The following is a 23,309-nucleotide window of genomic DNA, read 5'->3' on the forward strand; positions in this document are numbered from 1 at the left end:
CGGGCGAGGAGGTCTACGGGCTGTTCAGCACGCTTCCCGAGCCCACGATGGTGGAGATGATCGGCTGTGCCGGGTATGACTTCGTCATCCTGGACACCGAGCACACCCTCGTCGACCCGCAGCGGCTGGAGAACCTGATCAGGGCCGCCGAGACGGCCGGGCTCACGCCCTTCGTCCGGGTCCCCGAGGCCGACCCCGGCGCCGTGCTGCGCGCCCTGGACGCCGGGGCGATGGGCATCGTCGTCCCGCACGTCCGCGGGCGCGCGGACATCGACGCCACGATCCGGGCCGCCCGCTACGCCCCCGAGGGGATGCGCTCCCTCAACGGCGGCCGCGGCCCCGGCTTCGGCCGGATCGACCCGGCCGAGTACCTCCGCCGGGCCAACGCGGAGATCATGGTCATCGCGCTCCTGGAGGACGCCGAGGGCGTCGAGGCGATCGACGAGATCCTCTCCCCCGGCGGTGTCGACCTCGTGCTGCCCGGACCCGGAGATCTCTCGCAGTCGTACGGGGTGCCCTGGCAGGTCCGCCACCCCCGCGTCCAGGAAGCGGTCCGCACCCTGCGCGAGGCCTGTGCCCGCCACACCGTCCCGTTCTGCGCCATGTCCACCACGCCGGACCGGCGCGCGCAGTGGCGCGCCGACGGTGTCACGGCGTTCGTCGTGGGCGAGGACCGGGATCTGACGGCGCGGGCGCTGCGCGGGCATCTGGCGCGCACCGCCGGGCGGGAGTGAGGGCCACACCATCGGCGGTACCTGCCGGGGCCCCGGGCGGGAACGGATGACCGGGTAACCGATCGTCCGAAGGAGCTGAGCGGGACATGGACCGGAACACGGCATTCTTGATCGCGGGGGCGGGGCTGGCCGGCGCCAAGGCCGCGGAGACGCTGCGTGCGGAAGGGTTCGACGGCCCGCTCGTGCTGCTGGGCGACGAGCACGAGCGTCCGTATGAGCGGCCGCCGCTGTCCAAGGGCTATCTGCTGGGCACCTCCGAGAAGGAGAAGGTCTATGTCCACCCGCCCCGGTGGTACGCCGAGCACGACGTCGAGCTGCGCCTGGGCCAGGCCGTCACCGCCCTCGACCCGGCCGCTCACGAGGTGACCCTCGCGGACGGCAGCCGGCTCGGCTACGCCAAGCTGCTGCTGGCCACCGGCTCCACCCCGCGCCCGCTGCCGGTGCCCGGCGCGGATCTCGACGGGGTCCACTACCTGCGGCGGCTGGCGGACAGCGACCGCCTCAAGGAGGTCTTCCGGTCCGCGTCCCGGGTCGTGGTGATCGGCGCCGGCTGGATCGGTCTGGAGACCACTGCCGCCGCGCGCACCGCCGGTGTCGAGGTGACCGTGCTGGAGGCCGCGGCGCTGCCCCTGCTGGGGGTCCTGGGACCCGAGGTCGCCCGGATCTTCGCCAAGCTGCACACCGATCACGGGGTCGAGCTGCGCTGCGGCACCCAGGTCGCGGAGATCACCGGCACGGGCGGTGCGGTGGACGGCGTCCGGCTGGCCGACGGCAGCCTCATCGGGGCCGACGCGGTCATCGTCGGCGTCGGGATCACCCCCAACACCGAGCCGGCCGCCGCGGCGGGGCTCAAGGTCGACAACGGTGTCGTCGTGGACGAGCGGCTGTGCTCCTCCCACCCGGACGTCTTCGCGGCCGGCGATGTCGCCAACGCCTACCACCCCGTCCTGGGCCGGCACCTGCGCGTCGAGCACTGGGCCAACGCCCTCCACCAGCCGCAGACCGCCGCCCGGGCCATGCTGGGCCAGGACGTCCGCTACGACCGGCTGCCGTACTTCTTCACCGACCAGTACGACCTGGGCATGGAGTACACCGGATACACCGGACCGGAGGGCTATGACCAGGTCGTCTTCCGCGGGGACACCGAGGCGCGTGAGTTCCTCGCCTTCTGGCTCTCCGGGGGACGGGTGCTGGCCGGGATGAATGTGAACGTCTGGGACGTCACCGAGGAGATCCGGGCGCTGGTGGCGAGCGGGCAGCCCGTCGACCCGGGACAGCTGGCCGATCCGGACGTACCGCTGGCCGGACTGCTCCCCTGAAGCGGCGGCCGCCGCCCGGTTCTCACGGCGCGCCGCGGGCGACTGTGTGGCCGCCGTAACGACTGGTGATCGCTTGATGTGACACCTGGTTAACGGGCCGTTCGTAGGGTCGGAGCGAGCATCCGACCACGAAGGGGACCGTCCGTGACCGCACCGGAACCGCTGGCAGAGAGCATCACGCAGGTGCGGACGGCGTGCTCGTACTGCGGGGTCGGCTGCGGGATCGTGCTGGACGTCGCGACGGACCCGCAGGGGCGGCGGACGGTCCGCAGGGCGGCCGGTGACAAGGCCCACCCGGCGAACGGCGGACGGCTGTGCACCAAGGGCGCGACCAGCGCCGAGCTGCTCGCCGCGCCGGGGCGGCTGTCGGCCGCCCTGGTGCGCGCGGACCGCGGCGACGAGCCGGTGGCCGAGGAGATGGAGGCCGCGGTCAAGCAGACCGCCGGGCGGCTGCGCGAGATCGTCGACGAGCACGGCCCGGACGCCCTCGCCCTGTATGTGTCGGGGCAGATGACGCTGGAGGCCCAGTACCTGGCGAACAAGCTCGCCAAGGGATTCGTGCGCACCCGGCACATCGAGTCCAACTCGCGGCTGTGCATGGCGAGCGCGGGCAGCGGCTACAAGCTGTCGCTGGGCGCGGACGGTCCGCCCGGCTCGTACCAGGACTTCGAGCATGCCGAGGTCTTCTTCGTCATCGGCTCCAACATGGCCGACTGCCACCCGATCCTCTTCCTGCGGATGATGGAACGGGTGAAGGCGGGCGCCAAGCTGATCGTGGTCGATCCCCGCCGTACCGCCACCGCGGCCAAGGCCGATCTGTTCCTGCAGATCGCGCCCGGGACGGACCTGGCGCTGCTGAACGGGCTGCTGCATCTGCTGGTCGAGAACGGCCGGGTCGACACGGAGTTCATCGCCGAGCACACCGAGGGCTGGGAGGCCATGCCGGCCTTCCTCCAGGACTATCCGCCCGCGAGGGTCGCGGAGCTCACCGGGATTCCGGAGGCGGACCTCCGCCGGGCCGCCGAGTGGATCGGTGCGGCGGACGACTGGATGAGCTGCTGGACCATGGGCCTGAACCAGAGCACCCATGGCACCTGGAACACCAATGCCCTGGTCAACCTGCATCTGGCGACCGGTGCGATCTGCCGCCCCGGCAGCGGCCCGTTCTCGCTCACCGGCCAGCCCAATGCGATGGGCGGCCGCGAGATGGGCTACATGGGTCCGGGGCTGCCGGGGCAGCGGTCCACGCTGGTGGCCGAGGACCGTGCCTTCGTCGAGGAGCTGTGGGGGCTGGAACCGGGGACGCTGCGGACGGACGGGCCCGGCCGGGGGACCGTCGAGATGTTCCAGCGGATGGCGGACGGCGACATCAAGGCGTGCTGGATCATCTGCACCAACCCCGTCGCCTCGGTCGCCAACCGCCGGACGGTCATCGAGGGGCTGGAGGCGGCGCAGTTCGTGGTCGCGCAGGACGTCTTCGCGGAGACCGAGACCAATGCGTACGCCGATGTCGTGCTGCCCGCGGCCATGTGGGCCGAGTCCGAGGGCGTGATGGTCAATTCGGAGCGCAATCTGACGCTGGTGCGACAGGCCGCGGATGCGCCGGGCGAGGCCTGGCCGGACTGGCGGATCATTGCGCGGATCGCCTGCGAAATGGGCTATGAGGACGCCTTCACGTACCACAGCGCGGAGGAGATATTCGAGGAGATCAAGCGCGCCTGGAACCCGCAGACCGGCTATGACCTGCGTGGGGTGACCTATGAGCGGCTGCGGGAGACTCCCGTGCAGTGGCCCAGCGCGGCCGTCGACGGGCCCGACCGCAATCCGGTGCGCTACCTCAACGACGGTGTGAGCCAGACCCTGGACGAGCGGCCGGACGGCACCCGCCCCCGGCTGTCCTTTCCCACCGCGTCCGGCCGGGCGGTGTTCTTCGCCCGTCCGCACCTCCCGGCGGCCGAGATGCCCGACGACGACTTCCCGTACGTGCTGAACACCGGGCGGCTGCCCCACCAGTGGCACACCCTGACCAAGACCGGCAAGGTCGCCAAGCTGAACAAGCTCAACCCCGGCCCGTTCGTGGAGCTGCACCCGCAGGACGCGGAGTCGCTGGGCCTCGCCGAGGGCGACATGGTGGAGGTCGCCTCACGGCGCGGCCGGGCGGTGCTGCCCGCCGTGGTGACCGACCGGGTACGGCCCGGCGACTGCTTTGCGCCGTTCCACTGGAACGACCTGTTCGGCGAGTACCTCAGCGTCAACGCGGTGACCCATGACGCGGTCGACCCGGTCTCCTTCCAGCCCGAGTTCAAGGTCTGCGCGGTGTCGCTGGCCAGGGTCGCGGCCGCCCCGGGGCAGCCGGAGGGCGGGGGCGGCGCCGGGCGGACCGGCGGCGCGGCCGGTGCGTTCCAGGGCGGCGACCCACGCGGGGCGACGGCCGTGCTCGCCGAGGTGTTCCGGCTCGGTGACCCCACCCCGCCGGTGCTGGCCGAGCACGAACGGCGCTATCTCTCCGGCTTTCTTGCCGGACTGGACTCCGGGCCCGCCGTCGGCACTCCCGTGCTGCCCTCCCACGCACCGTTCGGCCCGGAGAGCGCGCTGTGGGTCAACGGCGTCCTGGCCGGGATGTTCTCGCGCGCTCCGGCCCCCCGGACGGCGACGTCGACGGACCCGGCGGAGGTCTCCGCCGAAGCCGCCGATGCCCCGCCCGCCCGTACGGTCATCGTCCTGTGGGCCTCCCAGACCGGCAACGCGGAGGAGGTCGCGGCCGACACGGCCCGGCGGCTGACCGGCAGCGGCCGGGCGGCGACGCTGCAGAGCATGGACGACAGCGCACCGGCCGCCCTGCCCCGCGGCGCCGATCTGCTCATCGTCACCAGCACCTTCGGCGACGGTGACGCCCCCGACAACGGGACGGGCTTCTGGGACACCCTCAACGCGCCGGACACCCCGCGGCTGGACGGGATGCGCTACTCCGTCCTGGCGCTGGGCGATTCCTCGTACGACGACTTCTGCGGCCACGGCCGCCGGCTCGACGCACGCCTCGCCGAGCTGGGCGCGGAGCGGCTGGTGCCCCGTACGGACTGCGAACCGGACTACGAGACGCCGGCGGAGCAGTGGCTCGACCAGGTCCTCACCGCCCTGGGGGCCGGCGCCGGGCCGGACGGCGGTACGGAACCGGACGCCGGCGGGGAGGCGGGCACCTCGGCCGTCGCCCCGGGGACGGTCCCGGCTCACGCGGCGCCGGACCGGCCGGCCGGCGGCGCGGCCCGGCCCTCGAAGGCCGCGCCCGCCACCGCCCACCTCGTCGGCAACGATCTGCTGAGCCGGACCGGGGCCACCAAGGAGGTGCGGCAGTTCACCTTCGACACCCGGGACGGCGCGGGCACCCCACTGGAGTACGAGGTGGGCGACGCGCTCGGCGTGCTGCCGCGGAACTGCCCGGACCTGGTCGCGGAGTGGCTGGCCGTCACCGGCCTCGATCCCGCCGCCACCGTCGACCTCTCGGGCCCGGGCACCGTGCCGCTGGGCGAGGCCCTGCACCGCCATCTGGACATCGCCAGGATCACCCCCGCGCTCCTCCGGCTCGTCGCCGAACGCACCGGTGACCGGGTCCTCAAGAAGCTGCTGCGCCCCGACAACAAAGGTGAGCTGGCCCAGTGGACCTGGAGCCGGCAGGCCGTCGACGTCCTCGCCGAATACCCGGTCCGGGCCGGTGCGGCGGAGTGGGCCGGTCTGCTCCCCCGCCTGCAGCCCCGGCTGTACTCCATATCGTCGAGCCCGCTGACCGACCCCGGGCTCCTCCGGCTGACGGTCTCCGTGGTCCGCTACGAGAACCGCCAGGGCCATCCGCGCAAGGGCGTCGCCTCCACCTTTCTGGCCGATGCCGAGCCCGGCAGCCCGGTACCGGTCTTCGTCCAGCGCACCGCCCACTTCCGTCCGCCGGCCGATCCGGCCACCCCGATGGTGATGGTGGGCCCCGGCACCGGAGTCGCGCCCTTCCTCGGCTTCCTGGACGAGCGGCGCGCCCGCGGCCACCGCGCCCCCAATTGGCTCTTCTTCGGCGAGCAGCGCCGCGCCACGGACTTCTACTACGAGGACGCGCTCGGCCGGCTGTGCCACGACGGGCTCCTCACCCGGCTGGACACCGCGTTCTCCCGCGATCAGCGGGCCAAGGTCTACGTCCAGGACCGGATGCGCGAACACGGCGCCCAGCTGTGGTCCTGGCTCCAGGACGGCGCCCACTTCTATGTGTGCGGTGACGCGTCCCGGATGGCCAAGGACGTAGACCGTGCGCTGCGGGACATCGCCGTCGCGCACGGCGGCCACTCGGAGGAGACGGCCGCCGTTTACGTCAAACAGCTCGCCGCCGAGAAACGCTACGTCCGCGACGTGTACTGAGACGTACCGAGACGTACGAGGCGTGTCCTGAGGGGCCCGCCCGCTCCGCAACGCTCCCTTCCGACCATGCCGTTCGCGCGCCCTCGGGTTCACTTCTTGAACGGGCCGACCGCGGGCATTGGACGGACGATGGAGAGGAAGGAGAGCGCTATGACCCTGATGACCGCTGACGCCATGACCACCGAACCGGAGCCCGAGGGGCCGGGGCCGGTGCCGAGCGAACCCGAACCGGTGCCGCACGACCCGGGCCCCGGCGAGCCGGTCCCCGCCGCACCGGAACCGGACGAGCCGGCACCCGCCCCGGAGGAGCCGCCCGGCGCGGAGCCCGGCGACCACCCGGCGCCCGAGCCGCCCGACTGACACCGGGTACGGCCACCCCGCGCGCACGCCCGGCACCGGCCCCGGCCGGGCCGCCGCCCGCACTGCGCCCGCGGTGACACGCCCGATGCACGCCCCCTCGAGGAGGAGCTGAGCATGCACGACGCGGAATCCCCGGCCGGAACGACAGGGGCCCCGGCGACGGCGGGGCCCCTCGACACCGCCGAGCTGCGCCGGCTCGACGCCCACTGGCGGGCCGCCAACTATCTGTCCGTCGGGCAGATCTATCTGATGGCCAATCCGCTGCTGGAGACGCCGCTGCGCCCCGAGCACATCAAGCCGCGGCTGCTGGGCCACTGGGGCACCTCGCCCGGCCTGAACCTGGTCCACACCCACCTCAACCGCGTCATCAAGGCCCGTGAGCTGGACGCGCTGTGCGTATGGGGTCCGGGACACGGCGGCCCCGCCGTGGTGGCCAACTCCTGGCTGGACGGCACCTACTCCGAGACCTATCCCGATGTCGGCCGGGACGGCGCGGGCATGGCCCGGCTGTTCCGGCAGTTCTCGTTCCCCGGCGGGGTGCCCAGCCATGTCGCGCCGGAGACACCGGGCTCGATCCATGAGGGCGGCGAGCTGGGCTACTCCCTCACCCATGCCTATGGCGCGGCCTTCGACAATCCGGAGCTGCTGGTCGCCTGCGTGGTCGGCGACGGCGAGGCGGAGACCGGGCCGCTCGCCGCGTCCTGGCACGCCACGAAGTTCCTGGACCCGGTGCACGACGGCGCGGTGCTGCCCGTGCTGCATCTCAACGGCTACAAGATCGCCAACCCGACGGTGCTCGCCCGGATCCCGCAGGACGAGCTGGACGCCCTGCTGCGCGGCTACGGTCATGACCCGCTCCACGTCACCGGCGACGATCCGGCGACGGTCCATCAGGCGCTGGCCGCCGCCATGGACCGCGCGCTGGACCGGATCGCCGCGATCCAGCGCCGGGCCCGCGACGAGGGCGTCACCGAGCGCCCCCGCTGGCCCATGATCGTGCTGCGCACCCCCAAGGGCTGGACCGGTCCGCACGAGGTCGACGGGCAGCCCGTCGAGGGCACCTGGCGCTCCCACCAGGTCCCGCTGTCCGGCGTACGGGACAACGCCGCGCATCTGCGGCAGCTGGAGGACTGGCTGCGCTCGTACCGGCCGGACGAGCTGTTCGACGACGAGGGCCGGCCGAGCCCCGACGTGCTGGCGTGCGTGCCCGAGGGGTCGCGCCGGCTCGGTGCCTCGCCGCACGCCAACGGCGGGCTGCTGGTGCGGGACCTGCCGCTCCCGCCGCTGGAGCGGTACGCGGTGGAGGTCGACAAGCGCGGCAGCGTGCTGCACGAGCCGACCCGGGTGCTGGGCGGGCTGCTGGAAGCGGTCATGGATGCCACCGCGGAGCGCCGAGACTTCCGTGTCGTGGGCCCCGACGAGACCGCGTCCAACCGTCTGCAGGCGCTCTACGAGGCCACCGGCAAGGCCTGGCAGGCTCAGACGCTCGGCACCGACGAACATCTCGCCCGCGACGGCCGGGTCATGGAGGTCCTCTCCGAGCATCTGTGCCAGGGGTGGCTGGAGGGCTATCTCCTCACCGGCCGGCACGGGCTCTTCTCCAGCTACGAGGCGTTCGCGCACATCGTCGACTCGATGGTCAACCAGCACATCAAATGGCTGCGGACCGCGCGCCGGCTGCCCTGGCGGCGCCCCATCGCCTCGCTGAACTATCTGCTCACCTCCCACGTCTGGCGGCAGGACCACAACGGGTTCTCGCACCAGGACCCCGGCTTCGTCGACCACATCCTCAACAAGAGCCCGGAGGTGGTCCGGGTCTATCTGCCGCCGGACGCCAACACCCTGCTCTCGGTGGCCGATCATGCGCTGCGCAGCCGCGACTACGTCAATGTGATCGTGGCCGGCAAACAGCCGGGCTTCGACTGGCTCACCCTCGACGAGGCCCGCACCCACTGCGCCCGCGGCGCCGGTGCCTGGGAGTGGGCGGGCACCGAGGACGGCAGCCGGGACCCCGATGTGGTGCTGGCCTGCGCGGGGGACGTCCCCACCCAGGAGACGCTGGCCGCCGCCGCTCTGCTGCGCCGGCATCTGCCGGAGCTGGCGGTGCGGGTGGTCAATGTCGTCGACATGGCCCGGCTGCTGCCGTCGGGGGAGCATCCGCACGGCATGCCGGACCCCGAGTACGACGCGCTGTTCACTCGCGACAAGCCGGTCATCTTCGCCTACCACGGCTACCCGTGGCTGATCCACCGGCTCTGCTACCGCCGCGCCGGACACGAGAATCTGCATGTCCGCGGCTACAAGGAGGAGGGCACCACGACCACGCCCTTCGACATGGTCGTCCGCAACGATCTCGACCGGTACCGGCTGGTGATGGACGTGGTGGACCGGGTGCCCGGCCTCGGGGTGCGGGCCGTCGCGCTGCGGCAGGAGATGGCCGACGTCCGCACCCGCCACCACGCCTGGATCCGGGAACACGGCACCGATCTGCCGGAGGTCGCCGACTGGACCTGGGCGGGCTGACGGGACCCGGCTGCGGCCCGCCTCCGACGGAGTAACGCGCGGCGCGGTGACGGGGCGGCCCGGTCCCCGCATGTGAGCCTGAGGCCCGGGTACCCGGGGCCTCAGGAGGTGCGCGAATGGCGCGACGGCTGACGACGGGCGCCGAACTCATCGGCTGGTGGGCGGTGTTGACCGGACTGTGGATCGTGCTGATCGGTCCGGTCGACACGCTGGAGTGGGCGGTCGGGGCCGGTGCCGCGCTGCTCGCAGCCGGTGCGGCCCGCGGCGCGCGGCGTGCGGCCGAGCGCCGGTGAGCGGCTGGACCGCCGCGGCCGCGGCGCTGCTGGTGTGCGGTGTCGCCCCGGCCGCCTGGGGCGCCGCCACCGGTCCGGTCCGGCGACGGGTGCCCGCACAGAATCTGGTGACCACCCTGCTCAGCCTGGTCATGCTGCTGCTGGCCCAGGGCTACGGCCGCCCGGCGTACACCGATCCGGCGCTGGTGCTCGCGGTGCTGGGACCGGCCGGCACACTGCTGTATGTGCGGCTGCTCGCCGACCAGTTGGCGGCGCATCCGCCGCGGCCGCGCTCGCTGCTCGCGGTGACGGCGCTGAGCTATACGGCCGTGCCCGTGGTGGTGCTGCCGCTGTGTGTGGCCGCGAGCCCCGGCAGGGCCACGGTGAAACTGCTGGTCATCGGCGCGCTGTTGGTGCTGGGGAGCCGGGTGGCGGCCCGCGCGGTGACCGCCGCCGTCACCTCGGGACACGGCCGGACCGGCCCCGCGGAGGGAATGGCCGATGGCTGACGATCTGCCGCTGCTGCTCGCCCTGCTCCTGGTGGCCGGCGCCGGAACCGCCACCGTCCTGGTGCGCGATCCGGTGCGGCAGTCCTTTCTGCTGTCCCTGCTCGGCCTGGCGCTCGCGCTGGTCTTCCTGGTGCTGCAGGCCCCCGATGTCGCGCTCTCCCAGCTGGCGGTGGGCTCCGCGCTGACCCCGCTGATGGTGCTGCTGTCCGTACGCAAGGTGCGGCGCAAGGCGCGCAGCGAGCGCCGGGAGGAGCACGAATGAGCAGCAGGCTGCGGCTGTGGGTGCTGGCCGTCGGCGGTCTGGGGGTGGCCGTCCTGTTCGTGCTGGCCTGTTCCGGCCTGCCCGCGTTCGGCGGGCTCTGGCACCCGTACGGCGACCGGGCGGTCCATGCGGCGCTCGCCCGGCACACCGCCAACACCGTCTCGTCCGTCAACTTCGACCAGCGTGCCTTCGACACCCTCGGCGAGGAGTCCATCCTGTTCGGCTCGGTGGTGGGCACCGTCGTCCTGCTGCGGCAGACCCGGGACGAGGACCGGCAGCCCCCGGAGCCGGCCACGGTCGCACCCCCGGTCCGCCGCTATGCGCTGATCGCGCTGCCCGTCACCCTGCTCATCGGCCTGTATGTCATCGCGCACGGCCAGCTGAGCCCCGGCGGCGGCTTCCAGGGCGGCGTCGTGGTCGCCACCTCGCTGCATCTGCTCTACATCGCCGTGGACTACCGGGCGCTGGAGCGGATCAGACCGGTCGGCCTGTACGAGGTGGCGGATGCCGCGGGTGAGGCCGCCTATCTGCTGGTGGGGGTGGCCGCACTGGTGACGGGGGCGGCGTTTTTGACCAACTTCCTTCCCTACGGCACCTTCAACACGCTCTCCTCCGGCGGCACCGTTCCGCTGCTCAACGCCGCGATCGGCGTGGAGGTGGCCTGCGGGGTGGTCGTCCTGCTGGCCCGTTTCCTGGACCAGGCCGTGGAGATCGAGAGCGGGGACGGGGACGGGAGCGGGGACGGGAGCGGGGACGGGGACGGGAACGACGAAGCGGAGGCCGGGACTTGAGTGTGCTGCCGTATCTGATCGCGGGGTGGCTGTTTCTGATCGGCTGTTACGGCATGGCCACCAGCCGGAACCTCATCCACGCGGTGGGCTGTCTCTCCGTCTGCCAGTCCTCGACCTATGTCCTGCTGCTCGCCGTCGGCTACCGGGACGGCGGCACCGCCCCGGTCTTCTCCGACATCACGCCGGGCTCCCGCCCCGTGGTCGACCCCGTCGTCCAGGCCCTCACCCTCACGGACATCGTCATCGGGGCGACCGTCACCGCACTGCTGCTCTCCCTGGTCATCCAGATCGCCAAACGGCACCGGACGGTGGACCCGGACGAGCTCTCGGAGCTGCGGGGGTGAGCGTCGACCGGACCCTGCCGCTGATCGTGGCCGCTCCGCTGTTCGGCGCGGCGCTGCTGGTCGGCGCGGGCCGGCGGCTGCCGCGGTCCGCCGCGGAGGTGCTGGGGTGTCTCTTCGCCGCGGGCACGGCGGCGCTCACGCTGTACGCCTCGGCCGGTACCCCGTCGTCCACCGCCCGGCCCCTCGAATGGCTGGGCGGCTGGCGGCCGCACGGCGGGGCGGGGGTGGGCATCGTGCTGGTCGGCGACCGTATCGGCCTCGGCCTGGCCACACTGGTCTCCCTGCTGGTGGTGGCCGCGCTCGCCTACGCCTGGCGGTACTTCGACGAACCCCCGCGGCGCCACGCGGGCTCCTTCCCCGCGCTGGTGCTGCTCTTCCAGGCGGGCATGTGCGGCTTCGCGCTGGCCGGGGATCTGTTCAACGCCTTTGTCTTCTTCGAGCTGATGGGCGTCGTCGCCTATGCGCTGACCGGCTACCGCGTCGAGGAGGCCCGCGCCGTCCAGGGGGCGCTGGTGTTCGGCGTCGTCAACTCCCTGGGCGCCTACACCACCTTGCTGGGCATCGGCCTGCTCTACGCCCGGACCGGCGAACTCGGCCTCGCCCAGATCGGCAGCGCCCTCGACGCACACCCCGGCGGCCCGGACGCGCTGGTGGTCGCCGCCTTCGTCCTCGTCGCCGCCGGACTGCTCGTCAAGGCCGCGGCGGTGCCGTTCCACTTCTGGCTCGCCGATGCGCATGCGGTGGCCCCCACCCCGGTGTGCATGCTGATGTCCGGGGTCATGGTCGAGCTGGGCGTGTACGGCATCGCCCGTGTCTACTGGACGGTCTTCGCGGGCCCCGGCGGCATCCCGGCACCCGACGCGCACCGGGCGCTGCTGGCCCTGGGGGTGCTGACCGCGGTGCTCGGTGCGGTGATGTGCGGGCTGCAGCGCCATCTCAAGCGGCTGCTCGCCTACTCCACCGTCGCGCACACCGGCCTGTTCCTCATCGGCCTCGCGGTGCTCACCCCGGAGGGGCTCGGCGGTGTCGCCCTGTACGTGCTGGCGCATGCCGGGGTGAAGGCCGCGCTCTTCGCCTGCGTGGGGATCCTGCTGGACCGGTTCGGCAGCGTCGATGAGCCCGAGCTGCACGGCAAGGGGCGCCAACTCCCGTGGGTGGGCGTGCTGTTCGGGACCGGCGGGCTGGCGCTCGCCGGGCTGCCGCCCTTCGGCACCGCGCTGGGCAAGGCCGTGACCGAGGAGGCGGTGGGCGGCTGGGCGACGGCGCTGTTCGTGGTGGTCTCGGCGGTCACCGGGGGCGCGGTGCTGCGGGCCGGGGCGCGGGTGTTCCTGGGCCTGGGGCCGGTCCCGGGGAGCGGGGCCGCCGCGTCCCGGCCGGCCGACGCCGCCGACGCCGAGACGACCGGGAAGGCGGAGGAGCCGGAGACCAGAGGCGGGCGGCTCTCGCGGGCCCCGGTCAGCATGCTCGCCGTGCCCACCGCGCTGCTCGCCGGGGCCCTGGCGGTCGGGCTGGTCCCGGGCCTGCGCACCGGCATCGGCCGGGCCGCCGACGCCTTCACCGACCACGCCGGCTATCTCGCGGCCGTCCTGCACGGCCGCGCCACGGAGCCCGCGGCCACTCCCCCGCCGCACTGGACCACGGCCGGTGTGCTGTGGGGCCTGGTGGCCACCGCGCTGGCCGTGGGGGGCGCCCTGCTCGCCGTGCGGCGTCCCCTGGGCGCCGAACCGGCCCGCTGGACCACGCCGCTGCGCCGGCTGCACTCCGGCCATATGGGCGACTATGTCGCGTGGTTCCTGGCGGGCGTCACCCTGCTGGGGGTGCTGGTCGTGTGACGGGCGCGGCCGGGTGCCGGGCCGTGCCCGCGGCCGGATGCCGGACCGTCCCACGCCGGCTGGCAGACCATGCCCGCGGCCGGTTCAGGCTCCCGCGGCCTCCCGTACGTCCTCGACGACGGACCGGTCCAGCGCCGCGCGCACCAGCCCCGAGGCGAAGGCCGTGGTCTCGTCCGGTCCGACCAGCCGCGCCAGCTTCCCGCTGTCGCCCGGCAGGCCCAGCCGTTCCGCTCCCTGGACGGCCTTGCCGTCGAGATACGGGGCGAGTTCGGGCCAGACGCCCTGGACCTCCCGCAGAAAGATGTCGCAGCCCGCGGGGCCCAGGCCCGGCACCTCCCGCAGTGCTCTGCGCAGCGCGCCGAGGTCACCGCCGGCCGCGTCCCGCATCCGCCGCAGATCGCCGCCGTACGAGTCCAGCAGCAGCGTGGCGCCGTCACCGAGCTGGGTGGCCGTGCGCTCGTCGTAGCGCCGGTATCCGCCCTCGCCCAGGGCGTCGACGCGCTGCTGCCAGGTCGCGTCCGCCATCCGACGGGGAGTGCGCAGTCCGGCGTCGAACAGCGCGCGGGCCGCCGCCACCGCCACGGAGGCGCGGATCCGCGCGCTGAGCAGCCCGGCCAGCACCAGCACCTGGTACAGCGGCTGCGGGGTGTCCGCCACCCGGATCCCGCTCTGGGCGGCGAAGGTCTCGCCGTGCCGCTCCAGCAGGGCGCGCGCCAGGGCCCGCTGCCCGCCGCGGGGGCTCATGGCGCACCCCTGTCCCGGCGGCTCGCCTCGTTGGGGGAAGTGCCGGCCACGCCCTGTCCTCCGTCGTCCGGTGTGGGGTCCGCGGTCACCGTCCCCGGTCCGCACGGCGGGAAACCGCCACTGCTCCAGGGGGCGTAACGACGCCGCACCGTATGCGCGGCCGGACCCGGGCGGCTACGCTCGCGACGGCGGTCCGACCGACCACGGGGAGGCCAGGCTTGTCCCGGCACGCTGATGCTGCACCGCACTCCACCGGCACACCGGATCGGCACCCCGGGAAGGACACGGAGGACGCCAGGACCGCGGTCACCGTGTTCGTGGCCCTCGGCGCCAATCTGGTGATCGCCCTGGCCAAGCTGGCCGGCGGGCTGTTCGCGGGGTCGCCCGCGCTGCTGTCCGAGGCGGCGCACTCGGTCGCCGACAGCCTCAACGAGCTGTTCCTGCTCGCCTCGCTCAAGCGCAGCAACCGCGCGCCCGACAGCCGGCACCCCTTCGGCTACGGCAAGGAGCGGTACTTCTGGTCCCTGCTCGCCGCCGTCGGAATTTTCGTCATGGGCGGCTGTTTCTCCTTCTTCCAGGGCATCGAGGCCCTGCGCTCGGACCACTCGGAGACCCGTACGGGCTATCTCGTCGGCCTCGCCGTGCTGGCCGTCGCGCTGGTCGCCGAGGGCTCCTCGCTGATCCGCGCCCTGGTACAGGTCCGTGGCCAGGCACGAGGGTCCGGCCACAGCATGCGAGAGGCGGTCCGCGCGGCCGACGACCCCGCGTTGCGGACGGTGCTGGCCGAGGACTCCACCGCCTGCTTCGGTGTGCTGGTGGCCATGGCCGGGATGGGACTTCACATGATCACCGGCGAGGTGCGGTGGGAGGCCTGGGCGTCCATGATCATCGGGGCGCTGCTGGTGTTCGTCGCCTATCAGCTCGCCAAGGAGTCCCGCGGCCAGATCATCGGCGAGGCCGCCGACCCCGCGCTGCGCCGGGCCCTGCGGAGGTTCCTGGAGGAGCAGCCGGAGATCGACACGGTGACCACCCTGCTGACCATGCGTCTGGGCACCCGCTCCACGCTGGTCGCGGCCCGGACCGATCTCGTCGGCGGGCTGGACAGCGAGGAGGTCGAGGAGGTCCTGGTGCGGCTGAAGTCGGCGATCCGTGCGCAGTGGCCGATCGCCGACCAGGTGTTCCTGGACGTCACGGACGCCTCACCGAACGACCGGGAGCGGGCCCGGCGGGAGCGGCGGCAGCTGGACGAGACCGTGGCTGCCGGGCGCGAAGAGCCCGGGACGAGGCAGCAGGAGGACGCGGAGTGAGGTGACGGCGACGCCGGAGGTGCCTCCCGGCCGGCCCACACCGCACACCACAGCACCGCGCACTGCACACCTCCACACCGCACACCTTCGCGCCGCACACCTCCACGACGCTCACCGCAGCGCGTCGAGCCGCCGGCGCGCCGTACGCAAGGACCGCCCGCGGGCCGGCACCCCGGACCACGGCCGGGTACCCGTCTGCTCCAGCACTGCCGCGACATCCTTCAACGTCCAGCTCTGTGCGGTGAGTTGGGGGTCGTCGAGCTGTGTGCGGCTGATCGGCACGGCGACCGGGGCGCCCGGTTTCGCCCGCAGCGACCAGGGGGCGACGGCCGTCTGGGCATAGGCGTTGCGCTGCACATCGAGGTAGAGCCGGTTGCCGCGGGACTTCTTGCGTACGGCGGTGGTGAGCCGGTCCGGGTGACGTTCCGCCAGCACCGCCGCGGCCTCCTGGGCGAAACCGCGGACCGTGTCGAAGTCGCTCTTCCCGTCCAGCGGCACGATGACATGCAGGCCCTTCGACCCCGTGGTCATCAGGACGGCCGGCAGGCCGAGCTCGTCGAGCAGCCCGCAGAGCTGCCGGGCGGCCTCCCGTACGGCCTCGAAGTCCGGGCCGGGCGGGTCGAGATCGAACACCAGCCGGTCGGGGTGATCGGGGCGGGCGGCGCGGGACAGCCAGCGGTGGACGGTGAGACAGGCCTGGTCGGCGAGGAACAGGAGGGTCGCCTTGTCGTCGCAGACGGCGTGGGTGACGGTGCCGCCCTCCTTGGTGACCTCCGTCCGCCGGATCCAGTCGGGGTAGTGCGCCGGGGTGTCCTTCTGCATGAACTGCGGGCCGCCGAGGCCCTCCGGAAGCCGTTCCAGCATCAGTGGCCGGCCCCGGAGCTGCGGGACCATCGAGGCGGCCACCCGGCGGTAGTAGCCGACGACATCGGCCTTGGTCAGCCCGTCGTCGGGGAACAGCACCTTCTCCGGCCGGTGGATCTCGACCGTACGGCGGCCGGCGCGCACCGTCTCCGTACGTGTGTCCGCGCGGGCGCCGGTTCCTGTGTCGTTCATGCGGGCGGGGGTACCCGCTCCGGGCCCTCGTACGCTCGCGCGTCCGGGTGGTGCGGGGCGCGACGGGTCCGTTCGCCTGCCGCTGTCGCCGGGCGTTGCGGGGCGTCGCACAGTGAGGAGGTGTCCCGCTGAGCCCGTGCGCCTCGTGTCGCATGGCCGGCGCAGGATCGGCAAGGAGACCAGCATGCCGCGCGGAGCGGGCGCCGGGCGCCCGGCCGCGGAGGAGCGACGCGTGGAGGAGCTCATGACGGTGCGACAGCCACCAGGACCGCCGGGCAGCACCCATCCGGACCCGGTCCCGCCCACCCCGGGTCCGGGCCCCGGCCCGCCAGGACCCACGCCGGGCCCTGTCCCCGGCCCGGTCCCCGCACCGGGCCCCGATCCGGTGCCCCCTTCCCCGCCACGTCCCGAGCCGGACCCCGTCCCGCCCACCCCGGCACCGCCGACGCCGGGACCCGAACCCGGCCCCGCACCCGATCCGCTCCCCGCGCCGGGAACCGCGGGGCGCACCGAACCACCGGGCACGCCGTAAGGCCACCCGGCAAGGGTCCGCCTCTTAGGAGCAGTCGCCCGGTGCGGAGCCGCGCCGGGCGAGGAGGCCGACGTCGCCCCGTACGCGCCCTGGCCGCCCCTGTACGCGCCATAGGCCGTCGCCGTGCGTCCGCCAGGGATGACGGGACAGCCCTCAGGGCCCCTGGGCGGTGTCTCCCCGATCTCCGGGGGAGGCACCCCTAGGCTCGGCGGGTGCGGAATTCCGAGGAGTGCGCCGAGGGTGCGGGACCGTTCATCTCCCGGCTGACCTGGCGCCTCGAAGACGGGGGCACCGCCGTCTGGGAGTCGCGGGCGGCCCGCAAGCGCGGGACCCTCGCCGTACGGCCCGCGGGGGCCACCGAGAGCAGTGCACGGCGCGCCGGTGCCGCGGCACTCGACCGGCTGCGCCGGCTCAACGGCGTGGCCGCGGTCTCCTTCACCATCGGCGGGACCCTCTTCGCCCTCGGCGCTGCGCTCGCCCAGTTCACCGCGGAGCGCCCGACCACGAGCGCCACGGTCTACTTCATCGGCGGGGCGTTCTTCACCCTGGGCGGCTATGCCTCACTCGTCCAGGCCATCAACGCTCCGCGCCGGGAGAGCACGGCCGGTGCGCTGACCACGCACCACTTCCGGTGGTGGAGCTATGAGCCGGGCCGGATCGACTGGCTGAGTACGTTCGTGCTGTTCGCGGGGACGCTGGTGTTCGGCGTCAATCTGCTGGACTCCTTTCTGCGGGGGCTCACGACCCAGCAGCTGAACCGGCTGGTCTGGACGCCCGACATCATCGGCTGTCTGCTGTTCCTGATCTCCGGTCATCTGGCGATCGCCGAGATCTGCCACGGCCGGCCGTGCGTCCACCGGCGCAGCCTCGGCTGGTGGATCGTCGCGGTCAATCAGCTGGGTTCCGTGCTCTTCATGGTGTCCGCGGTGGCCGCCTTCACCCGTCCGGAGACCGGCAGTCAGATCAGCGTCCGGGTCGCCAACTGGGGCACGCTCACGGGAGCGCTGTGCTTCGCGGTGGCCGGTGTGCTGCAGGCCTTCGAACGTCCCTGACATGCGGCGGACGGGACCCTGTGTAAACGTGGAATGCACTGCATGGTCACCGGCGGGTCCGGTACGGACGGCCAGGTTTCTCAAGTGAGGAGTGACCCATGGCCACTCAGAAGCACTACGTGGGCGGATGGACGGCATTCGCCGCGGTCCTGATGATTTTCGGTGGTGCGATGGCCTTCCTGGAAGGCATCTCCGCCATCGCCAAGGACGATGTCTTCGTCACCACGCGGAACTACGTCTTCACCTTCAACCTCACCGGTTGGGGCTGGATCCATCTCATCCTGGGCATCATCATCCTCCTCGCGGGCGTGGCACTGCTCTCGACCGGGGCGATGTGGGCACGGATCCTCGGTGTGATCCTGGCCGGCCTCGGTGCGCTCGCGAACTTCCTGTGGATTCCCCACTACCCGTTCTGGGCCATCGTGCTGGTCGCCATCGACATCTTCATCATCTGGGCGCTGTGTACGGACGACCACCGACACGCCGCCACGCGGTGAGCTGAGCATCTCCGGCCCCGGCATGGCCACCGGACCCACCGCACAGGAACGCGCGGAACAGGGCAGGGCACTTCGCTCCGAAGTGCCCCGCTCCCGTCATGCGGAGTTCGAGCCCACCGCCTCCCGTGCCGATCCGGTCGACCTCATCGAGCGGCAATCCGCCGTCCGCGTACCGGAGTTGGTGCCCATCCGCTACGGGCGGATGCTGGAGTCGCCGTTCCGCTTCTACCGCGGCGCCGCCGCCATCATGGCGGCGGACCTGGCGACGACCCCGTCGACCGGGCTGCGGACCCAGCTGTGCGGGGACGCCCATCTGCTGAACTTCCGGCTGCTGGCCTCCCCCGAGCGCCATCTGATGTTCGACATCAACGACTTCGACGAGACCCTGCCCGGCCCCTGGGAGTGGGACGTCAAACGGCTGGCGGCCAGCTTCGCCATCGCGGGCCGCGGCAACGGTTTCAGCGAGTCGGTCCGGGCCGGTATCGTCCGGGCCGCCTGCGCGTCCTACCGCGACCGGATGCGCCAGTACGCGGACCAGCGGACCCTGGAGGTCTGGTACGCCCATGCCGACATGGCCGACATCCAGGCCGAGGAAGCGCAGGAGCTCGGCAGCAGGGGCCGTGCGGGGCTGTCCCGGATCATCGCGGAAGCCCGGACCCACGACACCGTGCAGGCGTTCCGCAAGCTGACCCGGAAGAGCGGCGGCCAGGTCCGGTTCGCCGCCGATCCCCCGTTGATCGTGCCGCTGGACGACCTGCTGCCGGACGTCGAGCGCGACCAGCTGGAGGAGCAGCTCCGCGGGCTGATCCAGGGCTACGCCGGCAGTCTGCGGTCGGACCACCGCCGGCTGCTGGAGCAGTACCGGGTGGTCGACGTGGCCCGCAAGGTCGTGGGCGTCGGCAGCGTGGGCACCCGCTGCTGGATCGTGCTGCTGCTCGGCAAGGACGCGGGCGACCCGCTCCTGCTGCAGGCCAAGGAGGCCGACGATTCGGTACTCGCCCCGTACGCCGGCCCGAGCCTCCACACCAACCAGGGCGAGCGCGTCGTGGCCGGCCAGCGGCTGATGCAGGCCGCCAGCGACATCTTCCTCGGCTGGGAGCGGGCCACCGGGATCGACGGCCGCCAACGCGACTTCTACGTACGCCAGCTGCGCGACTGGAAGGGCATCATGCCGGCGGACATGATGGTGCCGGTGGGCATGCGGCGGTTCGCCGTACGCTGCGGGGCCACGCTGGCCCGCGCGCACGCCCGGTCCGGCGACCGGATCGCGATCGCCGCCTACCTCGGCAGGGGCACCCCCTTCGACGAGGCGCTGGCGCGGTTCGCGGAGCGTTACGCGGACCAGAACGAGCGCGATCACCAGGCGCTCCAGGAGGCCGTCCGGGAGGGCCGGGTCACGGCCAGGCCCGGCTGAAGACCGGCGGGAGGCGCCACAGCGGCCGGGCCGAGCGGCGTCCGCAGCCCACCGCCACCCGATCGGCGCACCCGGCAGCGCCCGGGATGTACGGTCCCTCCACCCGACCTAGCATGGTGCCGAATGGCTCCGATGAAGGCGGCCCCCATGCGCCCCACGGCGAAGTTCTCCATCAGCTTCGGCCTGGTCACGATCCCGGTCGCCGCGTACAACGCGACGGACAGCTCCGCGTCGGTCAGCTTCGTACGGATCCATACGGCGGACGGCGGACGGGTGCGCAATCAGCCCGTGTGCTCGCTGGAGGACGTCGAGATCTCCCCGGACGAGATCGGCCGGGGTTACAAGCCCGGGGACGGCGACACGGTCGTACCGCTGAGCGACGAGGATCTGGACGCGCTGCCGCTGCCCACCGCGAAGACCCTGACGATCCTGGCCTTCGTGGCCGGCGGCGACATCGACCCGCTGCAGATGGGCAAGGGCTACTACCTGGGCATCGACAGCCCCGCCGCGGCCAAGCCCTATGTGCTGCTGCGGGAGGCGATGGAGCGGCATCAGCGCGTCGGGCTCGGCAAGATCGCGCTGCACGGGCGGGAGACGCTCGCCATGATCCGCCCGATGGAGGGCGCGCTGGTCATGCAGGTGCTGCTGTGGCCGCACCAGATCCGTCCGATGGACGGGGTGCTGCCCGAGCGGCAGGCGGAGGTCGCCCCCAATGAGGTGTCGGCCGCCGAGGCCCTGATGGACTCCTTCGGCGAGCTGTCGGAGGACGATCTGCACGATCACTACCGCGAGGCACTCGAAGAGATCGTGGCGGCGAAGCTGGCGCATCGCGAGCCGGAGTTCCCGGCCGGTGAGGAGCAGCCCGCCGGGCAGGTGATGGACCTGATGGCGGCCCTGCAGGACAGCGTCCGGGCGGCCAAGAGGTCCCGCGGCGAGGACGAGGAGGCCGAGCACCGGTCCGGCCGTACCGCGAAGAAGAGCGCGACGAAGAAGGCCGCGGCGAAGAAGGCCACCGCCACGAAATCCGCCTCGGCAACCGCCTCGAAAACCGCCGCCAAGAAGGCCACCGCCAAGAAGACGGCAGCGGCGAAGAAGACCGCGAGCAGGGGCGGGCGCCGGGCCGGCTGAGCCCGGCCCCCGGAGGCCCGGCCGTCGGTGGCCCCCTCCGCCTGTGCACATAAGGCGCCTCCCCCGGGGTACGCGAACCGTCATCAGGCCTTACTGCCAATACAGTTATGGAGGCGGACGCCATGGGTATCGGCGGATGCATCGGTCTGCTCGCGGTGGGGGCCATCCTCACCTTCGCGGTGGACTGGCACATGGCCGGAATCAACGTCGACCTGGTCGGCATCATCATGATGATCGTCGGCATCATCGGCCTCGCCACCTATGTGAGCATTCTGAAGCGGCGGCGCACCCAGCCCCCGTCCCCCGGCGCCCCGGTCGTCGACGTCGAGGACGCCCCCCGCCCCCGCTACTACAGGTAGTCCCCGGCCATGCGGTGTGCGTTCCGTCGTGGGGCCCCGCGCTCCGGGGACGGCCGCGCCTTTCAGCCGCAGGAGGTCTGGGCCTTCGGCAAGACGCCGTTCAGCAGGAAGTCGTCGACATGGCGCTGCACGCAGGGGTCTTGGGTGGTGTAGGCGGCATGCCCCTCACCGTGGAAGGTCAGCACGACACTGGAATTGCCCAGCTCGCGGGCCATGTTGAACGCGCCCTCGTAGGGGGTCGCCGGATCATTGGTGGTCGCGACGAGCAGCAGGGGCGGTGCGCCGGGCGCCGCGACCTCGCGGGAGGAGTCGTCGCCCGCGACGGGCCAGTCGTAGCAGTCCAGCATGAGCGGGGCGATGTCCGGGCCGAAGAGCGGGGAGGCATTGGTGAGTTCGCGCTCCGCCCGGGGGTAGTCGTCGGCGTCATAGCGCTCCGAGGTGTCCCGGCACGCGATCGCCCGGAGGGCCAGCTGGTCCTGCGGCGGTAGCTCGTCCTGCCCGACCCGCGGTGCCGGGACCGTGCGGGTGGCGCTGCCGCCACCGCTCTCGCTCAGACGGAGGATTCCGGCGGCGTCGCCCCGCCGCAGCTGCGCCAGCGCCTGGCGCAGCGCCGGCCAGTCGCTTCTGCTGTACAGGGCCTCGCGCAAGGCGTACACATAGGTGGTCTCATCCACCGTCTCGCCCTTCACCTTCATCGGCCGTTCGCTCAACTGCTGGTACCAGGTGCGGAGTTGCTCCTGCGCCCGGCTCTTGTCGGTGCCCAGCGGGCAGTCCGCCGTCCGGAGGCAGTCGGCGGCGAAGTCGTCCAGCGCCTGCTGGAAGCCCCGGGCCTGGGCCAGCGCGGTCTGCCAGGTGTTCTTGGTCGGGTCCTCGACGCTGTCCAGGACCATCCGGCCGACCTTGTCGGGGAACTCATGGGCATAGACAGCGCCCAGCTTGGTGCCGTAGGAGAAGCCCAGGTAATTGAGCTTGTCGTCGTGGACCGCGGCGCGCAGTACGTCCATGTCCCGGGCGACATCGGGGGTGCCGACCCAGCGCAGCAGCCCGCCGGAGTACCGGCCGCAGGCCTCGTTGATGCGCTTCTCCTTCGCGGCGAGGCTGTCGTCGCCGCCCGTGGTGAGTTTGCTCCCGCAGGAGATGGGTTCGGTGTGGCCGGTGCCGCGCGGATCGAAGCTGACGATGTCGTAGCGCTGCCCCAGCCGGGCGAAGGCGCTCCCGCTGTCGATCAGATAGTTGACGCCGGAAGCACCCGGCCCTCCGGGGTTGATGACCAGCGAGCCGAGGCGCTCACCGGGCCCGGTCGCCTTCAGCCGGATCAGCTGGACCTGCATCGTGCTCCGTGTGGGATGGGCGTAGTCCCGCGGCACCTCCAGCCGGGCGCACTCCAGACGCTCCCGGAAGCCCGGCGGCGGGGAGGCGCCGTCGCCCTGCGTCCCGTTCTGCAGGTCCTTGCCACACGGCTCCCAGGACAGCGTCTGCTCGTAGAACGTCGCCAGCCCCGGGTCATCGACGGCCGTCGCAGCCGGAGTTCCCCCGAAGACCCAGAGCAGCGCCACCACCACCGCCATGGCCGACAGCCGGACGGCTGCCATGCGCCGGCGAACACACCGCGCTCCCCCTACTCCCACACGAGACGGTGCACGGCGTGTTCCCGGCATATTCCGAGCGTAGGGCCGTTGCACAGCTCCCGCACACCTGCCGTGGGGCGCCCCGGTGAAGGCCTGCCGTACGGGCGGCAACCGACGGTCACGGTGCCATGACCCGGCCACCCAGCGGGACCGGCTCCTTTCACAGCGTGGTCCCGGAGGGCTTTTCGGCCCGCTCAAGATGCGGCGGTCGCGACTCCGATCACTCTGGAGATAGGGCAGAAACGACGCCG

General features: G+C 72.6%; 20 protein-coding genes. 17 read left to right on the forward strand and 3 right to left on the reverse strand.

The window, feature by feature from the left end; genetic code table 11:
• Nucleotides 1–20: 20 nt before the first annotated feature.
• From NUT86_RS06690 to NUT86_RS06740, 11 genes are all read left to right on the forward strand, one after another.
• On the forward strand, nt 21–734 hold the full coding sequence (locus NUT86_RS06690) for an HpcH/HpaI aldolase family protein (protein ID WP_274740392.1): 714 nt from the start codon (nt 21–23) through the stop codon (nt 732–734).
• Nucleotides 735–820: 86 nt separating this feature from the next.
• On the forward strand, nt 821–2,053 hold the full coding sequence (locus NUT86_RS06695) for an NAD(P)/FAD-dependent oxidoreductase (protein ID WP_159490609.1): 1,233 nt from the start codon (nt 821–823) through the stop codon (nt 2,051–2,053).
• Between the two features lie 144 nt (nt 2,054–2,197).
• Nucleotides 2,198–6,448, forward strand: a complete 4,251-nt coding sequence (locus tag NUT86_RS06700; RefSeq protein ID WP_274734101.1) for a bifunctional nitrate reductase/sulfite reductase flavoprotein subunit alpha — start codon at nt 2,198–2,200, stop codon at nt 6,446–6,448.
• Between the two features lie 150 nt (nt 6,449–6,598).
• Complete coding sequence (locus NUT86_RS06705; RefSeq protein ID WP_266441123.1) at nt 6,599–6,808, forward strand: hypothetical protein; 210 nt, start codon at nt 6,599–6,601, stop codon at nt 6,806–6,808.
• Nucleotides 6,809–6,922: 114 nt separating this feature from the next.
• Nucleotides 6,923–9,331 (forward strand): phosphoketolase family protein, encoded by a 2,409-nt coding sequence (locus NUT86_RS06710; RefSeq protein ID WP_274734103.1) that lies wholly within the window; start codon nt 6,923–6,925, stop codon nt 9,329–9,331.
• Between the two features lie 116 nt (nt 9,332–9,447).
• Nucleotides 9,448–9,624 carry a hypothetical protein gene (locus tag NUT86_RS06715; RefSeq protein ID WP_018090715.1) on the forward strand — a complete coding sequence of 59 codons (177 nt, stop codon included), beginning with the start codon at nt 9,448–9,450 and terminating at the stop codon, nt 9,622–9,624.
• Nucleotides 9,621–10,112, forward strand: coding sequence for a monovalent cation/H+ antiporter complex subunit F (locus NUT86_RS06720; protein WP_266441130.1), 492 nt, complete (start codon nt 9,621–9,623; stop codon nt 10,110–10,112). Before NUT86_RS06715 ends, NUT86_RS06720 begins: the two co-directional genes overlap by 4 nt.
• Complete coding sequence (locus NUT86_RS06725) at nt 10,105–10,374, forward strand: DUF4040 domain-containing protein (protein ID WP_018090717.1); 270 nt, start codon at nt 10,105–10,107, stop codon at nt 10,372–10,374. Before NUT86_RS06720 ends, NUT86_RS06725 begins: the two co-directional genes overlap by 8 nt.
• A complete protein-coding gene (locus NUT86_RS06730) occupies nt 10,371–11,165 on the forward strand; it encodes an MnhB domain-containing protein (RefSeq protein WP_274734108.1) in 795 nt (264 codons plus the stop codon). Before NUT86_RS06725 ends, NUT86_RS06730 begins: the two co-directional genes overlap by 4 nt.
• Nucleotides 11,162–11,509 (forward strand): sodium:proton antiporter, encoded by a 348-nt coding sequence (locus NUT86_RS06735; RefSeq protein ID WP_093638691.1) that lies wholly within the window; start codon nt 11,162–11,164, stop codon nt 11,507–11,509. Before NUT86_RS06730 ends, NUT86_RS06735 begins: the two co-directional genes overlap by 4 nt.
• The gene (locus tag NUT86_RS06740) at nt 11,506–13,341 is read left to right on the forward strand and encodes a complex I subunit 5 family protein (RefSeq protein WP_274734112.1); all 1,836 of its coding nucleotides are present in this window, start codon (nt 11,506–11,508) and stop codon (nt 13,339–13,341) included. The genes NUT86_RS06735 and NUT86_RS06740 overlap by 4 nt, the downstream gene beginning before the upstream one ends.
• Before the next feature lie 84 nt (nt 13,342–13,425).
• Here NUT86_RS06740 and NUT86_RS06745 read toward each other — a convergent pair whose 3' ends face one another.
• Nucleotides 13,426–14,085, reverse strand: a complete 660-nt coding sequence (locus tag NUT86_RS06745) for an endonuclease (protein ID WP_159490597.1) — start codon at nt 14,083–14,085, stop codon at nt 13,426–13,428.
• Between the two features lie 218 nt (nt 14,086–14,303).
• On the opposite strand from NUT86_RS06745, the gene NUT86_RS06750 reads away from it, so the two are divergent.
• Nucleotides 14,304–15,392: a cation diffusion facilitator family transporter gene (locus NUT86_RS06750; protein ID WP_266441142.1), complete on the forward strand. Its 1,089-nt coding sequence runs from the start codon at nt 14,304–14,306 to the stop codon at nt 15,390–15,392.
• 111 nt (nt 15,393–15,503) lie between these two features.
• Here NUT86_RS06750 and ligD read toward each other — a convergent pair whose 3' ends face one another.
• A complete protein-coding gene (gene ligD / locus NUT86_RS06755) occupies nt 15,504–16,448 on the reverse strand; it encodes a non-homologous end-joining DNA ligase (RefSeq protein WP_274734115.1) in 945 nt (314 codons plus the stop codon).
• 744 nt (nt 16,449–17,192) lie between these two features.
• On the opposite strand from ligD, the gene NUT86_RS06760 reads away from it, so the two are divergent.
• From NUT86_RS06760 to NUT86_RS06780, 5 genes are all read left to right on the forward strand, one after another.
• The gene (locus NUT86_RS06760; RefSeq protein WP_274734117.1) at nt 17,193–18,032 is read left to right on the forward strand and encodes a hypothetical protein; all 840 of its coding nucleotides are present in this window, start codon (nt 17,193–17,195) and stop codon (nt 18,030–18,032) included.
• A gap of 98 nt (nt 18,033–18,130) precedes the next feature.
• Nucleotides 18,131–18,529, forward strand: coding sequence for a DUF7144 family membrane protein (locus tag NUT86_RS06765; protein WP_018090725.1), 399 nt, complete (start codon nt 18,131–18,133; stop codon nt 18,527–18,529).
• 22 nt (nt 18,530–18,551) lie between these two features.
• Nucleotides 18,552–19,943, forward strand: coding sequence for a DUF2252 domain-containing protein (locus NUT86_RS06770; RefSeq protein ID WP_274734119.1), 1,392 nt, complete (start codon nt 18,552–18,554; stop codon nt 19,941–19,943).
• Between the two features lie 147 nt (nt 19,944–20,090).
• Nucleotides 20,091–21,071: a non-homologous end joining protein Ku gene (ku, locus tag NUT86_RS06775; protein WP_274740394.1), complete on the forward strand. Its 981-nt coding sequence runs from the start codon at nt 20,091–20,093 to the stop codon at nt 21,069–21,071.
• Between the two features lie 122 nt (nt 21,072–21,193).
• Nucleotides 21,194–21,430, forward strand: a complete 237-nt coding sequence (locus tag NUT86_RS06780) for a DUF6458 family protein (protein ID WP_018090728.1) — start codon at nt 21,194–21,196, stop codon at nt 21,428–21,430.
• Nucleotides 21,431–21,492: 62 nt separating this feature from the next.
• Here the strand turns inward: NUT86_RS06780 and NUT86_RS06785 are convergent, their stop codons facing one another.
• Nucleotides 21,493–23,022 (reverse strand): alpha/beta hydrolase, encoded by a 1,530-nt coding sequence (locus NUT86_RS06785; protein ID WP_266441157.1) that lies wholly within the window; start codon nt 23,020–23,022, stop codon nt 21,493–21,495.
• Nucleotides 23,023–23,309 lie beyond the last annotated feature (287 nt).

Origin of the sequence: Streptomyces sp. G7(2002), from assembly GCF_028870195.1 — a bacterium.
Classification (GTDB): Bacteria; Actinomycetota; Actinomycetes; order Streptomycetales; family Streptomycetaceae; genus Streptomyces; species Streptomyces nigrescens.